Annotated in this window: 13 protein-coding genes and 1 pseudogene; all 14 read right to left on the reverse strand. The window is 70.8% G+C overall.

Annotation, left to right across the window (positions count from 1 at the left end):
- Nucleotides 1-127: 127 nt before the first annotated feature.
- The 14 genes and pseudogenes from U9R90_RS25285 to hisI all read right to left on the reverse strand — a co-directional run bounded on the left by U9R90_RS25285 (nt 128) and on the right by hisI (nt 16,390).
- A complete protein-coding gene (locus U9R90_RS25285; RefSeq protein ID WP_411058967.1) occupies nt 128-1,588 on the reverse strand; it encodes a glutamate synthase subunit beta in 1,461 nt (486 codons plus the stop codon).
- A complete protein-coding gene (gene gltB / locus U9R90_RS25290; protein ID WP_411058968.1) occupies nt 1,581-6,167 on the reverse strand; it encodes a glutamate synthase large subunit in 4,587 nt (1,528 codons plus the stop codon). The genes U9R90_RS25285 and gltB overlap by 8 nt, the downstream gene beginning before the upstream one ends.
- A gap of 304 nt (nt 6,168-6,471) precedes the next feature.
- Nucleotides 6,472-7,203, reverse strand: a complete 732-nt coding sequence (locus U9R90_RS25295) for a VIT1/CCC1 transporter family protein (protein WP_411058969.1) — start codon at nt 7,201-7,203, stop codon at nt 6,472-6,474.
- Between the two features lie 265 nt (nt 7,204-7,468).
- A pseudogene (gene lgt / locus U9R90_RS25300) lies at nt 7,469-8,569 on the reverse strand (prolipoprotein diacylglyceryl transferase); the annotation flags it as partial.
- Nucleotides 8,570-8,634: 65 nt separating this feature from the next.
- Nucleotides 8,635-9,411, reverse strand: coding sequence for a thioredoxin domain-containing protein (locus U9R90_RS25305; RefSeq protein ID WP_411058970.1), 777 nt, complete (start codon nt 9,409-9,411; stop codon nt 8,635-8,637).
- Between the two features lie 63 nt (nt 9,412-9,474).
- A complete protein-coding gene (gene trpA, locus U9R90_RS25310; protein ID WP_411058971.1) occupies nt 9,475-10,290 on the reverse strand; it encodes a tryptophan synthase subunit alpha in 816 nt (271 codons plus the stop codon).
- On the reverse strand, nt 10,287-11,528 hold the full coding sequence (gene trpB, locus U9R90_RS25315) for a tryptophan synthase subunit beta (protein ID WP_411058972.1): 1,242 nt from the start codon (nt 11,526-11,528) through the stop codon (nt 10,287-10,289). Before trpB ends, trpA begins: the two co-directional genes overlap by 4 nt.
- A gap of 216 nt (nt 11,529-11,744) precedes the next feature.
- A complete protein-coding gene (gene trpM, locus U9R90_RS25320; protein ID WP_411058973.1) occupies nt 11,745-11,897 on the reverse strand; it encodes a tryptophan biosynthesis modulator TrpM in 153 nt (50 codons plus the stop codon).
- 7 nt (nt 11,898-11,904) lie between these two features.
- Complete coding sequence (trpC, locus tag U9R90_RS25325; protein WP_411058974.1) at nt 11,905-12,714, reverse strand: indole-3-glycerol phosphate synthase TrpC; 810 nt, start codon at nt 12,712-12,714, stop codon at nt 11,905-11,907.
- Nucleotides 12,715-12,882: 168 nt separating this feature from the next.
- On the reverse strand, nt 12,883-13,347 hold the full coding sequence (locus U9R90_RS25330) for a DUF2752 domain-containing protein (protein ID WP_411058975.1): 465 nt from the start codon (nt 13,345-13,347) through the stop codon (nt 12,883-12,885).
- Nucleotides 13,348-13,455: 108 nt separating this feature from the next.
- Nucleotides 13,456-13,683: an HGxxPAAW family protein gene (locus U9R90_RS25335; RefSeq protein ID WP_411058976.1), complete on the reverse strand. Its 228-nt coding sequence runs from the start codon at nt 13,681-13,683 to the stop codon at nt 13,456-13,458.
- A gap of 130 nt (nt 13,684-13,813) precedes the next feature.
- Entirely contained in the window at nt 13,814-14,479 is a 666-nt protein-coding gene (locus tag U9R90_RS25340; RefSeq protein WP_411058977.1) for a TIGR02234 family membrane protein, read from the reverse strand.
- Nucleotides 14,480-14,510: 31 nt separating this feature from the next.
- Entirely contained in the window at nt 14,511-16,010 is a 1,500-nt protein-coding gene (locus U9R90_RS25345; RefSeq protein ID WP_411058978.1) for an anthranilate synthase component I, read from the reverse strand.
- A gap of 11 nt (nt 16,011-16,021) precedes the next feature.
- Complete coding sequence (gene hisI / locus U9R90_RS25350; protein ID WP_411058979.1) at nt 16,022-16,390, reverse strand: phosphoribosyl-AMP cyclohydrolase; 369 nt, start codon at nt 16,388-16,390, stop codon at nt 16,022-16,024.
- Between the last annotated feature and the right edge of the window lie 23 nt (nt 16,391-16,413).

Consider the following 16,413-nt stretch of genomic DNA (forward strand, 5'->3'; position numbering starts at 1 on the left):
GCGGAGATCCACACGCCGCGGCGCCCGCATCCCTGGTCGGGGACATGCGGGCGCCGCGTCAGGTCCGTACTCCGTTGTACGGAACGTCAGTGGGGTACTGCGTCAGTGCAGGACTGCGCGTACCGGGTCAGACCGTCAGCGAACGGTCCGTGGGGCGGATCGGGGCCGGGAGGTCGCTGGCGCCGGTCAGCAGGCGGTCGACGCCGCGGGCCGCCGAGCGGCCTTCGGCGATCGCCCAGACGATCAGCGACTGGCCGCGGCCCGCGTCACCGGCGACGTACACGCCGGGGACGTTGGTCTGGAAGTCGGCATCGCGGGCGATGTTGCCGCGCGCGTCGAGCTCCAGGCCGAACTGCTGGACCAGGCCGTTCTCGGTGTCCGTACCGGTGAAGCCCATGGCGAGGGTCACCAGCTGGGCCGGGATGACCCGCTCGGTGCCGGGCTTCTGCTCCAGCTTGCCGTCCTTGAACTCCACCTCGATCAGGTGCAGGGCCTGGACGTTGCCGTCCTCGTCGCCCTCGAAGTGGGTGGTGGAGACGGAGTAGACCCGCTCGCCGCCCTCCTCGTGCGCCGAGGTGACCTTGTAGAGCATCGGGAAGGTCGGCCAGGGCTGGCCCGCCGGGCGGTCCTCGCCGGGCTTGGGCATGATCTCCAGCTGGGTGACCGACGCGGCGCCCTGGCGGTGGGCGGTGCCCACGCAGTCGGCGCCGGTGTCGCCGCCGCCGATGACCACGACGTGCTTGCCCTCGGCGGTGATCGGGGGCGCCACGTAGTCGCCCTCCTGCACCTTGTTGGCCAGCGGCAGGTACTCCATCGCCTGGTGGATGCCGCCCAGTTCGCGGCCCGGTACGGGCAGGTCGCGGGCGGTGGTGGCACCGGCGGCGATGACCACGGCGTCGTAGCGCTTGCGCAGGTCGGTCGCGTTCAGGTCGCGGCCGATCTCGATGCCGGTACGGAACTTGGTGCCCTCCGTACGCATCTGCTCGATGCGCCGGTTGATGTGCACCTTCTCCATCTTGAACTCGGGGATGCCGTAGCGGAGCAGGCCGCCGATGCGGTCCGCGCGCTCGTATACGGCCACCGTGTGACCGGCGCGGGTCAGCTGCTGGGCGGCGGCCAGACCGGCCGGGCCCGAGCCGATGACGGCGACGGTCTTGCCCGAGAGGCGCTCGGGGATCTGCGGCGCGACATCGCCGTTGTCCCACGCCTTGTCGATGATCGAGACCTCGACGTTCTTGATGGTGACGGCCGGCTGGTTGATGCCGAGGACGCACGCCGACTCACACGGAGCCGGGCACAGACGGCCGGTGAACTCCGGGAAGTTGTTGGTGGCGTGCAGTCGCTCGGACGCCGCCGACCAGTCCTCGCGGTAGGCGTAGTCGTTCCACTCGGGGATCAGGTTTCCGAGCGGGCAGCCGTTGTGGCAGAACGGGATGCCGCAGTCCATGCAGCGCGAGGCCTGCTTGGAGATGATCGGCAGCAGCGAGCCCGGAACGTAGACCTCGTTCCAGTCCTTGAGGCGCTCGGGGACGGGGCGGGTCTCGGCGACCTCGCGGCCGTGGTTCAGAAAGCCCTTCGGGTCAGCCATGGGTCGCCGCCTCCATCATCTTCTCGGTGATCTCGGACTCCGGGAGTCCGGCTCGCTCGGCGGCGTCCTTGGCGGCGAGCACTGCCTTGTACGTGCTGGGGATGATCTTGCTGAACCGGCTCACGGCCGTGTCCCACTCGGCGAGCAGCTTCTCGGCGACGGTGGAGCCGGTCTCCTCCTGGTGGCGGCGCACCACGTCGTGCAGCCACTGCCTGTCGGCGTCGTCGAGGCTCTCGACGGCCGCCGCGTTACCGGAGTTGACCTGGTCCAGGTCGAGGTCGATCACGTACGCGACGCCACCGGACATACCGGCCGCGAAGTTACGGCCCGTCTCGCCGAGCACCACCGCGTGGCCACCGGTCATGTACTCGCAGCCGTGGTCGCCCACGCCCTCCGAGACGACCGTGGCACCCGAGTTACGGACACAGAACCGCTCGCCGACCCGGCCGCGCAGGAAGATCTCGCCACCGGTCGCGCCGTAGGCGATGGTGTTGCCCGCGATGGTCGAGTACTCGGCGAGGTGGTCGGCGCCGCGGTCCGGGCGGACGACCAGACGGCCGCCGGAGAGGCCCTTGCCGACGTAGTCGTTGGCGTCGCCCTCCAGGCGCAGCGTCACACCGCGCGGCACGAAAGCGCCGAAGGACTGGCCCGCGGAGCCGGTGAAGGTGATGTCGACGGTGTTGTCGGGCAGGCCCGCGCCGCCGAACTTCTTGGTGACCTCGTGGCCGAGCATGGTGCCGACGGTCCGGTTGATGTTCCGGATCGCGACCTGGGCGCGGACCGGCTGCGCGTCCTCGGCGGAGTTCGCGGCCAGCGCGTCGGCGGCGAGCTTGATCAGCTCGTTGTCGAGCGCCTTCTCCAGGCCGTGGTCCTGCTCGATCAGCTGGTGGCGTACGGCGCCGTCCGGAAGGTCCGGGACGTGGAACAGCGGTTCCAGGTCCAGGCCCTGGGTCTTCCAGTGGTTGACGGCCCGGTCGGTGTCGAGCAGCTCGGCGTGGCCGACGGCCTCCTCGATGGAGCGGAAGCCTAGCTCGGCGAGGATCTCGCGGACCTCTTCGGCGACGAACTCGAAGAAGTTGACGATGTACTCGGCCTTGCCGGAGAAGCGGTCCCGCAGCTCCGGGTTCTGCGTCGCGATGCCGACCGGGCAGGTGTCCAGGTGGCAGACGCGCATCATGATGCAGCCGGAGACCACCAGCGGCGCGGAGGCGAAGCCGAACTCCTCGGCGCCGAGCAGCGCGGCGATGACCACGTCGCGGCCGGTCTTCAGCTGGCCGTCGGTCTGGACGACGATACGGTCGCGCAGGCCGTTGAGCAGCAGGGTCTGCTGGGTCTCGGCGAGGCCGAGCTCCCAGGGGCCGCCCGCGTGCTTGAGCGAGGTGAGCGGCGATGCGCCCGTACCGCCGTCGTGTCCCGAGATGAGGACCACGTCCGCGTGGGCCTTGGAGACACCCGCGGCGACGGTGCCGACGCCGACCTCGGAGACCAGCTTCACGTGGATACGCGCGGCCGGGTTGGCGTTCTTGAGGTCGTGGATCAGCTGAGCCAGGTCCTCGATGGAGTAGATGTCGTGGTGCGGCGGCGGCGAGATCAGGCCGACACCCGGCGTGGAGTGCCGGGTCTTGGCGACCCACGGGTAGACCTTGTGTCCGGGCAGCTGGCCGCCCTCGCCGGGCTTGGCGCCCTGGGCCATCTTGATCTGGATGTCGTCCGCGTTGACCAGGTACTCGCTGGTCACACCGAAGCGGCCGGAGGCGACCTGCTTGATGGACGAGCGGCGCGCCGGGTCGTACAGGCGCTCCGCGTCCTCGCCGCCCTCACCGGTGTTGGACTTGCCGCCCAGCTGGTTCATGGCGATGGCGAGGGTCTCGTGCGCCTCCTGGGAGATGGAGCCGTACGACATGGCGCCGGTGGAGAAGCGCTTGACGATCTCCGAGACGGGCTCGACCTCGTCGATGGAGATCGGCTGGCGTCCCTCGCCCGCCTTGCCGTTCTTATTTGTCTTTAGGGCGAACAGGCCGCGCAGCGTCATCAGCCGCTCGGACTGCTGGTTGACCCGGTCCGTGTACTGCTTGAAGACGTCGTAGCGGCGGTTGCGCGAGGCGTGCTGCAGCCGGAAGACCGTCTCGGGGTCGAACAGGTGCGGCTCGCCCTCGCGGCGCCACTGGTACTCGCCGCCGATGTCCAGGGCGCGGTGCGCGGAGGGGACGCCGGAGGCCGGGTAGGCCTTGGCGTGCCGGGCGGCGACCTCGTCGGCGACGATGTCGATGCCGACGCCACCGAGCTTGGAGGTGGTGCCGTTGAAGTACTTCTCGACGAAGTCCTGGTCCAGGCCGATGGCCTCGAAGACCTGTGCGCCGCGGTAGGAGGCGACGGTCGAGATGCCCATCTTGGACATGACCTTCAGCACGCCCTTGCCGAGGGCGTAGATCAGGTTGCGGATGGCCTGCTCGGGCTCGATGCCGGGCAGGAACGTACCGGCGCGGACCAGGTCCTCGACGGACTCCATGGCCAGGTACGGGTTGACGGCGGCGGCGCCGTAGCCGATGAGCAGCGCGATGTGGTGCACCTCGCGGACATCGCCGGCCTCGACGAGCAGGCCGACCTGGGTGCGCTGCTTGGTGCGGATCAGGTGGTGGTGCACGGCCGCGGTAAGCAGCAGCGAGGGGATCGGCGCGTGCTCGGCGTCCGAGTGCCGGTCGGAGAGCACGATCAGCCGGGCGCCGCCCTCGATGGCGGCGTCGGCCTCGGCGCAGATCTCCTCGATCCGGGCGGCGAGGGTCTCGCCGCCGCCGGAGACCCGGTAGAGGCCGGAGAGCGTCGCGGCCTTCATGCCGGGCATGTCGCCGTCGGCGTTGATGTGGATGAGCTTGGCCAGCTCGTCGTTGTCGATCACCGGGAAGGGCAGCGTGACGCTGCGGCAGGACGCGGCGGTCGGCTCGAGCAGGTTGCCCTGCGGGCCGAGCGAGGAGTACAGCGAGGTGACGAGCTCCTCGCGGATGGCGTCCAGCGGCGGGTTGGTGACCTGCGCGAACAGCTGGGTGAAGTAGTCGAAGATCAGCCGGGGGCGCTCCGACAGGGCCGCGATCGGGGTGTCCGTACCCATCGAGCCGAGCGGCTCGCCGCCGGTCTTGGCCATCGGCGTGAGCAGGATGCGCAGCTCTTCCTCGGTGTAGCCGAAGGTCTGCTGGCGGCGGGTGACCGAGGCGTGGGTGTGCACGATGTGCTCGCGCTCGGGCAGGTCCTCCAGCTGGATCTCCCCGGCCTCCAGCCACTCCCGGTACGGCTGGGCGGCGGCGAGGCCGGCCTTGATCTCGTCGTCCTCGACGATGCGGTGCTCGGCGGTGTCGACGAGGAACATCTTGCCGGGCTGCAGGCGGCCCTTGCGGACCACCTTGGCCGGGTCGATGTCGAGCACGCCGACCTCGGAGCCGAGGACGACCAGGCCGTCGTCGGTGACCCAGTAGCGGCCGGGGCGCAGGCCGTTGCGGTCGAGGACCGCGCCGACCTGGGTGCCGTCGGTGAAGGTGACACAGGCCGGGCCGTCCCAGGGCTCCATCATCGTGGAGTGGTACTGGTAGAAGGCGCGGCGTGCCGGGTCCATCGAGGCGTGGTTCTCCCAGGCCTCGGGGATCATCATCAGCACGCTGTGCGGCAGCGACCGGCCGCCGAGGTGCAGCAGTTCGAGCACCTCGTCGAAGGAGGCCGAGTCGGAGGCGTCGGGGGTGCAGACCGGGAAGATCCGCTCGATGTCGCGCTCGGTGCCGAAGAGGTCGGAGACGAGCTGGGACTCGCGGGCCTTCATCCAGTTGCGGTTGCCCTTGACCGTGTTGATCTCGCCGTTGTGCGCGACGAACCGGTACGGGTGGGCGAGCGGCCAGCTCGGGAAGGTATTCGTCGAGAACCGCGAGTGGACCAGCGAGATCGCGGAGGCGAAGCGGCGGTCCGAGAGGTCGGGGAAGAAGGGCTCCAGCTGGCCGGTGGTCAGCATGCCCTTGTAGACAATCGTGCGGGCGGAGAGCGAGGGGAAGTACGTCCCGGCCTCGCGCTCGGCGCGCTTGCGCAGGGCGAACGCCTTGCGGTCCAGGGCGATTCCGGTGCTCTCGCCGTCGGCGACGAAGAGCTGGCGGAACTGCGGCATCGTCGAGCGGGCGGAGGCGCCGAGCAGCTCGGGGGCGACCGGGACCTCGCGCCAGCCGAGGACGTTCAGGCCCTCCTCGGCGGCGATGGCCTCGATCTGCGTGACCGCGTCCGCGGCGGTGTCCTGCGGCAGGAAGGCGATACCGACGGCGTACGCACCGGCCTCGGGCAGCGGGAAGTCGCTGACCTCGGCGAGGAAGGCGTGCGGGACCTGGAGCAGGATGCCCGCGCCGTCACCCGAGTCGGGCTCGGAGCCGGTGGCGCCGCGGTGCTCGAGATTGCGCAGTACGGTCAGCGCCTGCTCCACCAGCTCATGGCTGGCAACACCGGTCAGGGTGGCCACGAACCCGACACCACAGGCGTCGTGTTCGTTACGGGGGTCGTACATTCCCTGCTGGGCAGGGCGACCGTCCATGGGCGACCAGGCGTCGGAACGCATCGGCTCTCCCGTCGTCGTCGTGGCAGATGTGCAGTGCCGAGGGACGACGTTGGCCCTCAAGGCGTTCAAATTTCGTGCAGGTTACATGATGAAGCGATTCTCGGGAATCGGATACTTCGTTCCACCATGTGGACACCGCTCATAGCGGCGAGTGAGGGACCAATGCGGACAGGTCGATGACCGTCGGCCCGTGGCGAGCGAGCTTCATTGCCCGCGGCGCTTACGGCTCATGCCCGGCGATTAAGGAATCGAAACCGCCGAGTAACGACTAGTTATGCAAGGACCTGTATAGACCCGAAGTTGCTCATCCTAGGGCCGCACCGAACGCCGTGCCCAGGACGTACGTCACACCCGCCGCCGCACCTCCCAGGGCGAGCTGCCGCAGCCCGCTGTACCACCAGGTGCGCGCCGTGACCCGCGCCACCACCGCACCGCACACGAACAGCCCGGTCAGCGCCACCAGCACCGCGGGCCACAGCGCGCTGGCGCCCAGCAGATACGGCAGTACGGGCAGGATCGCGCCCAGCGCGAAGGCGCCGAAGGACGACCCCGCGGCCAGCAGCGGCGAGGGCAGCTCGCCGGGGTCGATGCCAAGCTCCTCGCGGGCGTGGATCTCCAGCGCCTGCTCCGGGTCCTTGGACAGCTGCCGGGCGACCTCGCGGGCCAGCTTCGGCTCGACGCCTCGGGACTCGTAGAGCGCGGCGAGCTCGTTCAGCTCGTCCTTGGGGTGCTTGCGCAGCTCACGGCGTTCGACGTCCAGCTCGGCCTGGACCAGGTCGCGCTGCGAGGCGACCGAGACGTACTCCCCTGCGGCCATCGAGAAGGCACCGGCCGCCAGACCGGCGAGTCCGGTGAGGATGATGACCTGCTGCGACACCGAGCCGCCCGCGACACCGGTCATCAGGGCCAGATTGGATACCAGGCCGTCCATCGCGCCGAAGACGGCGGGGCGCAGCCAGCCGCCGTTCACATCGCGGTGCGTGTGGTTGTCGCGGTGCGCTTCGTGCAGCGCCGCCGCGTTGTCGATCACCGGCATCCTGGCCCCCTCGTTACTGCCTCCAGCACCGAAAGTACGCGCGAAAAACGGCTCTCGCCAGCAAGGAAGGCCGTACTTACCAGGGCGGTTGGGGGTGGTTCGGCGACGGAAAGGGCCCCCGCCGGACCGTGGTCCGACGGGGGCCCAGGCCCGTGTTTCGGGGTCAGCCCTTGTTGGCCGACTTGGCTTCGCCGTCCGGGGCCGCCGTCGACTCATCGCCGTCAGAGTCGGCGTCAGAGTCAGAGCCGGGTGCGGTGTCGGAGTCGGCCTCCGACGCGGTGTCGGCGCCGTCCGCCTTGGCTTCGGTCTTGCCATCCGCCTTGGCGTCGGGCTTGGTTTCCGACTTGGGGGCGGCCTTCGTGTCGGCCCCGGCGTCAGGCTTCGGGGCCGCCTTCGCCTTGTCCGTGGCATCCGCCGCGGCGTCGGACTTGTCATCGGACTCGGCATTGGACTTGTCCGAGGTCTTGGCGTCGGCGTCGGACTTGGCAAGAGCCGAGCCCTTGGGCTTGTCCGCGTCGCCGGACGCCCCCTCGCCCTGGTCCGCCCCCGGCTCCACGATCTCCTCGCGCCCCGGCCGCAGCCGCGCCGACACGACCATGTACACGACGGCGAGGATGAAGACGATGATCGACATCCAGACGTTGAACCGCAGCCCGAGGACGTCGTTCAGCTGTACCGCGTCGACGCGCATGTACTCGATCCAGCCACGTCCCGCGCAGTACGCCGCGACATACAGGGCGAAGGCCCGCCCGTGCCCGAGCTTGAAGCGCCGGTCCGCCCAGATCACCAGCAGGGCCACACCGAGTACCCAGAGCGACTCGTACAGGAAAGTGGGGTGGTACGTGCCGGGCACCCGGCCGCCGTCGGTGCGCGTGATCTCCAGCGCCCAGGGCAGATCGGTGGGCCGCCCGTACAGCTCCTGGTTGAACCAGTTGCCCCAGCGGCCGAGCGCCTGGGCGATGGCGATACCGGGCGCGATCGCGTCGGCGTACGCGGGCAGCGGGATACCGCGGCGGCGACAGCCGATCCAGGCGCCCAGCGCACCGAGCGCGATCGCGCCCCAGATGCCGAGGCCGCCCTCCCAGATCTTGAAGGCGTCGACCCAGTTACGGCCCTCGCTGAAGTACAGCTCGTAGTCCGTGATGACGTGGTAGAGCCGTCCGCCGACCAGGCCGAAGGGCACCGCCCAGACAGCGATGTCGGCGACCGTGCCGACCCGGCCGCCGCGGGCGACCCAACGCCGCCCGCCGAGCCAGACAGCGGCGAAGACACCGAGGATGATGCAGAACGCGTATCCACGCAGAGGCACGCCGAAGGGGACGATCTCGCCCTTGGCCGGACTGGGAATGAAGGCAAGGATTTCCATGGCGGTGCCGACGCTACCCTGCCGGGCGCGATGCGCGGCAATCAGCCCGGCTTACGGCTCCGTAACTACTTCGCGGCCTCCTCGACCATCGTCTTCAGCTTGTCGGGGGTGAGCGGGTTCTGCTGGTCCCCGAAGATGTCCTTGCCGTCGAGCAGCACGGTCGGGGTGCCCCGGAAGCCGCCCGCGCGGAAGGCGTCGTTGGACTTGCCGACCCAGCTGTCGTGGGTACCGTCCTCGACGCACTGCTTGAAGGTGGCGGTGTCCAGCCCGTCCACCTCGCCGGCCAGCTCGATCAGCTTGCTGTTCTCGGCGAAGGCGTCGTCCGATTCCGCGGGTTGGTTCTCGAAGAGGACGTCGTGGTACGGCTTGAACTTCCCGGCGTCCTGGGCGCAGCCCGCGGCGTTGCCCGCGCGCAGCGAGCCCTGGCCGCCGAAGTTCCCGTCGATGATGGTGGCCAGGCGGTACTCGACCTTGAGCTGGCCCTTCTCGGCGAGCTCGTCGATCGTGGGGTTGTAGGCCTTCTCGAACTGGGCGCAGGCCGGGCAGCGGAAGTCCTCCCAGATGGTGAGGGTCGAGGAGGCGCCGTCCTCGCCGACCTGGATCGTGAGGCTGTCCTCACCGGTCGCGCCCCCGGGGGCGACGACGGGCCCCGAGGTGTCCTTCTTGTCGCCATCGGACCCCGCGGCGATCACCCCGATCACGGCGGCCAGGCCCAGGACACCCACCACGGCCGCGGCCACGATCAGCGTGCGGCGGCGCCGCTCCCGCGCCTTCTGCTTCTCGCGCTCCATCGCCAGGCGTTCGCGGGCGGTGCGCTTTCCCTCACGGTTGTTCTCGCTCACATCCCGCAAACGAACCGGGGAGGCACCAGCGTGCCTCCCCGGTCCCAGGTCCACTCGTACGGGTTACGCGTTCCTGCGCACGCCCTCGGCGAGCTCGCCCGCGAGCGCACGGACCGCCACCAGACCGGCGGCCTCGTCCGGGGCGTCCAGCATCCGCTGGACGAACGCGGAGCCGACGATCACACCGTCGGCGAAGCCCGCGACCTCGGCCGCCTGCCGGGCGTTCGAGACGCCGAGCCCGACGCAGACCGGCAGGTCGGTGGTGGCCCGGGTGCGGCGCACCAGGTCGGCGGCCTGGGCGCCGACCGACTCACGGGTGCCGGTGACGCCCATCAGCGAGGCGGCGTACACAAAGCCGGAGCCCGCCTCCGTGATCTTCGCCAGGCGCTCGTCCTTGCTGCTCGGCGCGACCACGAAGACCGTGGCCAGGCCGTGCTTCTCGGCGTGCTCGCGCCACTGCGCGGACTCCTGGACCGGCAGGTCGGGCAGGATGCAGCCCGCGCCGCCCGCCTCGGCGAGCTCCGCGGTGAACCGCTCGACGCCGTAGCGGTCGATCGGGTTCCAGTACGTCATGACGAGCACCGGCTTGCCCGTCGCGGCGTGCGCCTCGCGGACCGTGCGCAGTACGTCGGCGATCTTCAGGCCGCCGCGCAGGGCGATGTCGTCGGCGGTCTGGATGACCGGACCGTCGAGCACCGGGTCGCTGTGCGGCAGACCGACCTCGACGACGTCGGCGCCTGATTCGAGTACGGCCTTGACCGCCTCGATCCCGCCGTCGACGGACGGGAAGCCCGCCGGGAGGTAGGCGATCAGGGCGGCCCGGTTCTCGGACTTGGCCCGGGCGAGGGTGTCGCTCAGCAGTTGGATGTTGCCACTCACTTGGTGTCACCCTCCCCGTCGTACAGCCCGAAGTAGCGGGCGGCGGTGTCCATGTCCTTGTCGCCGCGCCCGGACAGGTTGACGATGATCAGCCCGTCCTTGCCCAGCTCCCTGCCGACCTCCAGGGCCCCGGCCAGCGCGTGGGCGCTCTCGATGGCCGGGATGATGCCCTCGGTCCGCGACAGCAGGCGCAGTGCCTGCATCGCCTCGTCGTCGGTGACGGCGCGGTACTCGCCGCGGCCGGTGTCCTTGAGGTAGGCGTGCTCGGGGCCGATGCCCGGGTAGTCGAGTCCGGCCGAGATCGAGTACGGCTCGGTGATCTGGCCCTCCTCGTCCTGCAGGACGTACGAGCGTGAGCCGTGCAGGATGCCGGGTTCGCCCGCGGTCAGGGTCGCCGCGTGCTCGCCGGTCTCCACTCCGTGCCCGGCGGGCTCGCAGCCGATCAGGCGTACGTCGGCGTCGGGGATGAAGGCGTGGAAGAGGCCGATGGCGTTGGAGCCGCCGCCGACACAGGCGACGGCCGCGTCCGGCAGGCGTCCGGCCCGCTCCAGGATCTGGCGCCTGGCCTCGACGCCGATCACGCGGTGGAAGTCGCGCACCATGGCCGGGAAGGGGTGCGGTCCCGCCACCGTCCCGAACAGGTAGTGGGTGCGGTCCACGTTGGCCACCCAGTCGCGGAACGCCTCGTTGATGGCGTCCTTGAGGGTCCGGGAGCCGGACTTCACGGCGATCACCTCGGCGCCGAGCATCCGCATCCGGGCGACGTTCAGCGCCTGGCGCTGGGTGTCGATCTCGCCCATGTAGATGGTGCACTCAAGGCCGAACAGCGCGCAGGCGGTGGCGGTGGCGACGCCGTGCTGGCCGGCGCCGGTCTCGGCGATCACCCGGGTCTTGCCCATGCGCTTGGTGAGCAGCGCCTGGCCCAGGACATTGTTGATCTTGTGGGAGCCGGTGTGGTTGAGGTCCTCGCGCTTGAGGAACACGCGGGCGCCGCCGGCCTGTGCGGCGAACCGGGGCACCTCGGTGAGGGAGCTGGGGCGTCCGGTGTAGTTGACCAGCAGGTCGTCGAGCTCGGCCGCGAACGCGGGGTCCGCCTTGGCCTTCTCGTACTCCACGGCGACCTCGTCTACGGCGGCGACGAGGGCCTCCGGGATGAACTTGCCGCCGAACGCGCCGAAGTACCCTTCGGCGCTGGGGACTTGACCCTCCGGGTCGGGGATGAAGAATTCGCTGGGCATGTGCGCGATGCTCCTACGTGGGCGTGGTTGGTCACGGTTGCGGTGCGGGCGTGCGCGCCGTAGGTACGGGGATTCCTTCACCCCACCCCGCCCCTTACCGAAACTGGACCTCAATTTGAGCCCGTCCGGCGATTGAGGACGAGCCCGAAGGGCGATCCGGGGGTCTGGGGGCTTGCCCCCAGTTACGGGAAGGGGCGGGGTGGGGGAAAACGTCCCCTACCGGCGCACGGCCTCGCGCCATCGCATCCCGTTGACCTGCCCCGGCTCGGAGCCGATCACATACCGCACCCGGCGACCGTGCACACGCCGCGCCGGCGCCCGGCAGCCGCGAGGGCGGCAACCGGGTGCGAGGCGGACGGCGATGGGCATGGCGGCGTCAGCTCCGCCCGTGGCGCAGGGCCGGGTGGGCGCCCGCGGCGACCAGGTCGACCACCGCGGCCTTCGGGTCGCGCCCGGTGACCAGGGACTCGCCGACCAGCACCGCGTCCGCGCCGTCGTTGGCGTAGGCGATGAGGTCATGCGGCCCGCGGACCCCGGACTCGGCGATCCGGATGATGCCCGCCGGGATCTCGGGGGCGACCCGCGAGAAGGTCGAGCGGTCGACCTTCAGCGTCTTCAGGTCGCGGGAGTTGACACCGATGATCTTCGCTCCGGCCGCGACCGCCCGCTCGACCTCCTCCTCGTCGTGCACCTCGACGAGCGGCGTGAGTCCGATGGACTCCGCGCGCTCCACGAGCGAGACGAGGGCGGGCTGGTCGAGGGCCGCCACGATCAGCAGGACGAGGTCGGCGCCGTACGCCCTGGCCTCCCACAGCTGGTACGAGGTGACGATGAAGTCCTTGCGGAGCACCGGGATGTCGACGCGGGCGCGCACCGCCTCCAGGTCGGCCAGCGAGCCGCCGAAGCGGCGCTGCTCGGTGAGGACGGAGATGATCGCCGCGCCGCCCGCCTCGTAGTCGGCGGCGAGTCCCGCCGGGTCCGCGATGGCGGCCAGGGCGCCCTTGGACGGGCTGGAGCGCTTGACCTCGCAGATGACCTTGACGCCGTCGCCACGCAGTGCGGCGAGCGCGTCCTTGGCCTGGGGGGCCTTCGCCGCACGCTCCTTGAGCTCGTCGAGGCTGACGCGCGCCTGCCGTTCGGCGAGGTCCTCGCGGACGCCTTCGATGATCTCGTCGAGCACACTCACGCGAGCGGCCCCCTTCCCTGACAGCGGACTGAAACTTCAGCGGACTGAAACTGATCCGATGGGACCCTGCCTGAGCAGGTGACCCGATGGTCACTGCGATGGTATCCGCAGGAGAGCGAAGGCTCCGCATCCGGTTGACGCCGGTCCCACTGGTTGGACGTCCATCGGCTACGGCGCGAGCCAGGCCCCGAAGGGCAGATTGCGTACGACACTGAACACCAGCAGCACCGCGCCGATGCTCCACTGGTGGGCGTTGCGCAGCGCGATCCGCAGCGGGCGCCCGCGTGCGGCGCGGGTCACCCACAGGACCCAGATCGCGGCGAAGGCCACGAAGGCGGCGACGGCGAACACGTTGGCGCCGAGCGCGGCCGGAAGGTCTCCGTTGGCGAAGGCGTGGGCGCTGCGCAGGCCGCCGCAGCCCGGGCAGAGGATGCCGGTGAGCGCGAGGAGCGGGCACGCGGGGTAGTGCCCCGGCTCGTTCGGGTCGACCGTGCCGACGTAGGCGAAGGCGCCGACGACCGCGCCGAGCGCCCCTACGGGCACCAGCAGCCGTCGTGTCACCGCGAGCGCACCGCGCGGCTGGTCCGGCGTGACCGCGGGGTCCGGCTGGGCCACTGCGTGTTCTGCGTTCACCCGTGCATTGTGCCCCGGCGCGTGCGTGGGCGCGCGATGGCCCCCGGCGAAAGCGAAGGGGCGGAACCGGTGATCCGGTTCCGCCCCTTGCGCGGTGTGTCGTGGCGGTCAGCTCTCCTGCGGAACCACCTGGTGCCGGACGGCCTTCGGCTGGCCGAGGCCGGCGGCCCGCATGATCATCCCAACGACGCCGCCCAGGAGGACCACGACCAGGCCGGCCCAGAAGCCCACCGGGTTGGCCATGACCATGAAGGCACCGGAAACGCAGAAACCGATGAAGGCGATGATGACACCGGTCCAGGCGGCCGGGGTGTGTCCGTGGCTCGTGCCCGCCATGACGTGCTCCTCGTAGTAAAAGTCCAACGCTCCCCGCCATTGTCCCGCACCGGAGACCGGGCAGGACGCCGGGGGCCTGTCATCCGTGTCACTCCGTCGGAGACGAACCTAACCGGTGGGGTGCTCGCCCCTAGCCGGTGGGGTCCTCGCCCCGGTCGAGGGCCTTCCAGAGGTCCTCGGGGCGGTCCGGGTCCGGTGCCTTGGTGCGTTTCGCGGCCGGTGCGCCGGTGCGCTCGTAGCGGCCGGACATGGCGGGCCAGCGCGTCCCGAACCAGAGGGCGAGCACGCCGGCGCAGAGGATCAGCAGGCCGCCGCCCCCGGCGACGTAGGGCCACGCGGTGTGGGCGATGTCCACGGCGGTGGCCCCGGCGTCGCCCGTGGTGGTGGCGGCCTGCTCGTCGAGCGCCGTGCTGTCGCCCGCGCCGGTCAGCGCCGCGAGCACGATGCCCGCGCCGCTCAGCGCGAGCAGCGCGGACACCAGGTACCGGCCGGTTCTGCGGACCGCGAAGACCGCGACCAGCGCGGCGAGCCCGACGATGGCCAGCGCCGCGGGTGCCCCGGTGACGTCGCTTCCCTTGGCCACCTGGTGCAGCGCGCCGCCCGCTGTGGCGGCCTCGCCTTCGGCCCAGGTCTGCCGGGTCGCGAGCAGCACCACGGTGGCGCCGACGGCGCCGAGGAGCAGCGCGGCGGCGAGGCTGCGCCGCCCGCCGCGCTCACGGGACTGCGGCTGTGCGGTTGCTCGGGGCTGGGGCACGGCTGGCTGCGGTACGGCTGAAGTCACCCCTCCACTATCCATCACCCGATCGGGAAACCCGCCGCCCGGGCCCTCATACGTCGTACAGGCGCCCGGCGGTGTGGACCGCGCGCAGCACCGCCGCCGCCTTGTTGCGGCACTCGGTGTCCTCGGCGACCGGGTCGGAGTCGGCGACGACACCCGCTCCGGCCTGGACGTACGCGGTGCCGTCGCGGAGCAGGGCGGTGCGGATGGCGATGGCGGTGTCGGAGTCGCCCGCGAAGTCCAGATAGCCGACGCAGCCGCCGTACAGGCCGCGCCGCGAGGGCTCCAGCTCGTCGATGATCTGCATCGCCCGCGGCTTGGGTGCCCCCGACAGGGTGCCCGCGGGGAAGCAGGCGGTCAGCACATCGAAGGCCGTACGGTCCTCGGCGACCTTGCCGGTGACGGTGGAGACGATGTGCATCACATGCGAGTACCGCTCGACCGACATGAAGTCGACGACCTCGACGGAGCCCGGCTCGCAGACCCGGCCGAGGTCGTTGCGGCCCAGGTCGACGAGCATCAGGTGCTCGGCGCGCTCCTTGGGGTCGGCCATCAGCTCGTCGGCCAGCTCGGTGTCCTCGCGCGGGGTCGCACCGCGCGGCCGGGTTCCGGCAATGGGGTGCACCATCGCCCGTCCGTCCTCGACCTTGACCAGCGCCTCCGGGCTCGACCCGACCACGTCGAAGCCGTCGAAGCGGAAGAGGTACATGTACGGCGAGGGGTTGGTGGCCCGCAGTACGCGGTAGACGTCCAGGGCGCTGGCGTGGCAGGGCGCCTCGAAGCGCTGGGACGGCACCACCTGGAAGGCCTCGCCCGCGCGGATGCGCTCCTTGATGTCCTCGACCGCCGTCTGGAAGTCCTCGCCGCCCCACAGCGCGGAGAACTCCGGCAGTTCGGACGCCGGGAGCGCCGCCGGGTGCTGGGCCACCGGGCGCGCCAGGTCGGCCTGCATCGCGTCGAGCCGGGCGACCGCGTCCGCGTATGCCTCGTCGACGCCGGTCTCCAGGTCGTTGTGGTTGATGGCGTTGGCGATCAGCAGCACCGAGCCGCTGAAGTGGTCCAGTACGGCGAGGTCGCTGGTGAGCAGCATGGTGAGCTCGGGCAGCTTCAGGTCGTCCCGCTCGCCGGGGCCGATCTTCTCCAGGCGGCGCACGATGTCGTACCCGAGGTAGCCGACCATGCCGCCGGTGAACGGCGGCAGCCCGTCCACGCGGTCGCCGACCAGGTCACGCGGGGTGTGCAGGGCCTCGACGGTGGCGCGCAGCGCCTTCAGCGGGTCGCCGTCGGCGGGGACGCCGACGGGCGGGGTGCCCTGCCAGTGGGCCTGGCCGTCCCGCTCGGTCAGGGTCGCCGCGCTGCGGACGCCGATGAAGGAGTAGCGCGACCAGGAGCGGCCGTTCTCCGCGGACTCCAGCAGGAAGGTGCCGGGGCGCTCCGCGGCGAGCTTGCGGTAGAGCCCGACGGGGGTGTCACCGTCGGCCAGGAGTCGGCGGCTTACGGGGATGACGCGGCGGTCGGCGGCGAGTTTGCGGAACGTCTCGAGATCCATGTCGGCCGACCCTACTGACCGAGCGGGAGCACGTCGGAATCGAAGCAGGTGCGGTCGCCTGTGTGGCAGGCCGCGCCGATCTGGTCGACCTTGACCAGGACGGTGTCCGCGTCGCAGTCCAGGGCGACCGACTTGACGTGCTGGAAGTGACCGGACGTGTCGCCCTTGACCCAGTACTCACCGCGGCTGCGCGACCAGTACGTACAGCGCCCGGTGGTCAGGGTGCGATGCAGCGCCTCGTCGTCCATCCAGCCCAGCATCAGCACCTCTCCGGTGTCGTACTGCTGGGCGATGGCGGGGACGAGCCCGTCGGCGCTGCGCTTGAGACGCGCGGCGATCTTGGGGTCCAGGTGGCTCGGCTGCGAGGGCGTGCTGGTCATGCGCCCCATTGTGCGCGATGGGA

It is taken from the genome of Streptomyces sp. E11-3 (assembly GCF_046540415.1).
GTDB lineage: Bacteria > Actinomycetota > Actinomycetes > Streptomycetales > Streptomycetaceae > Streptomyces.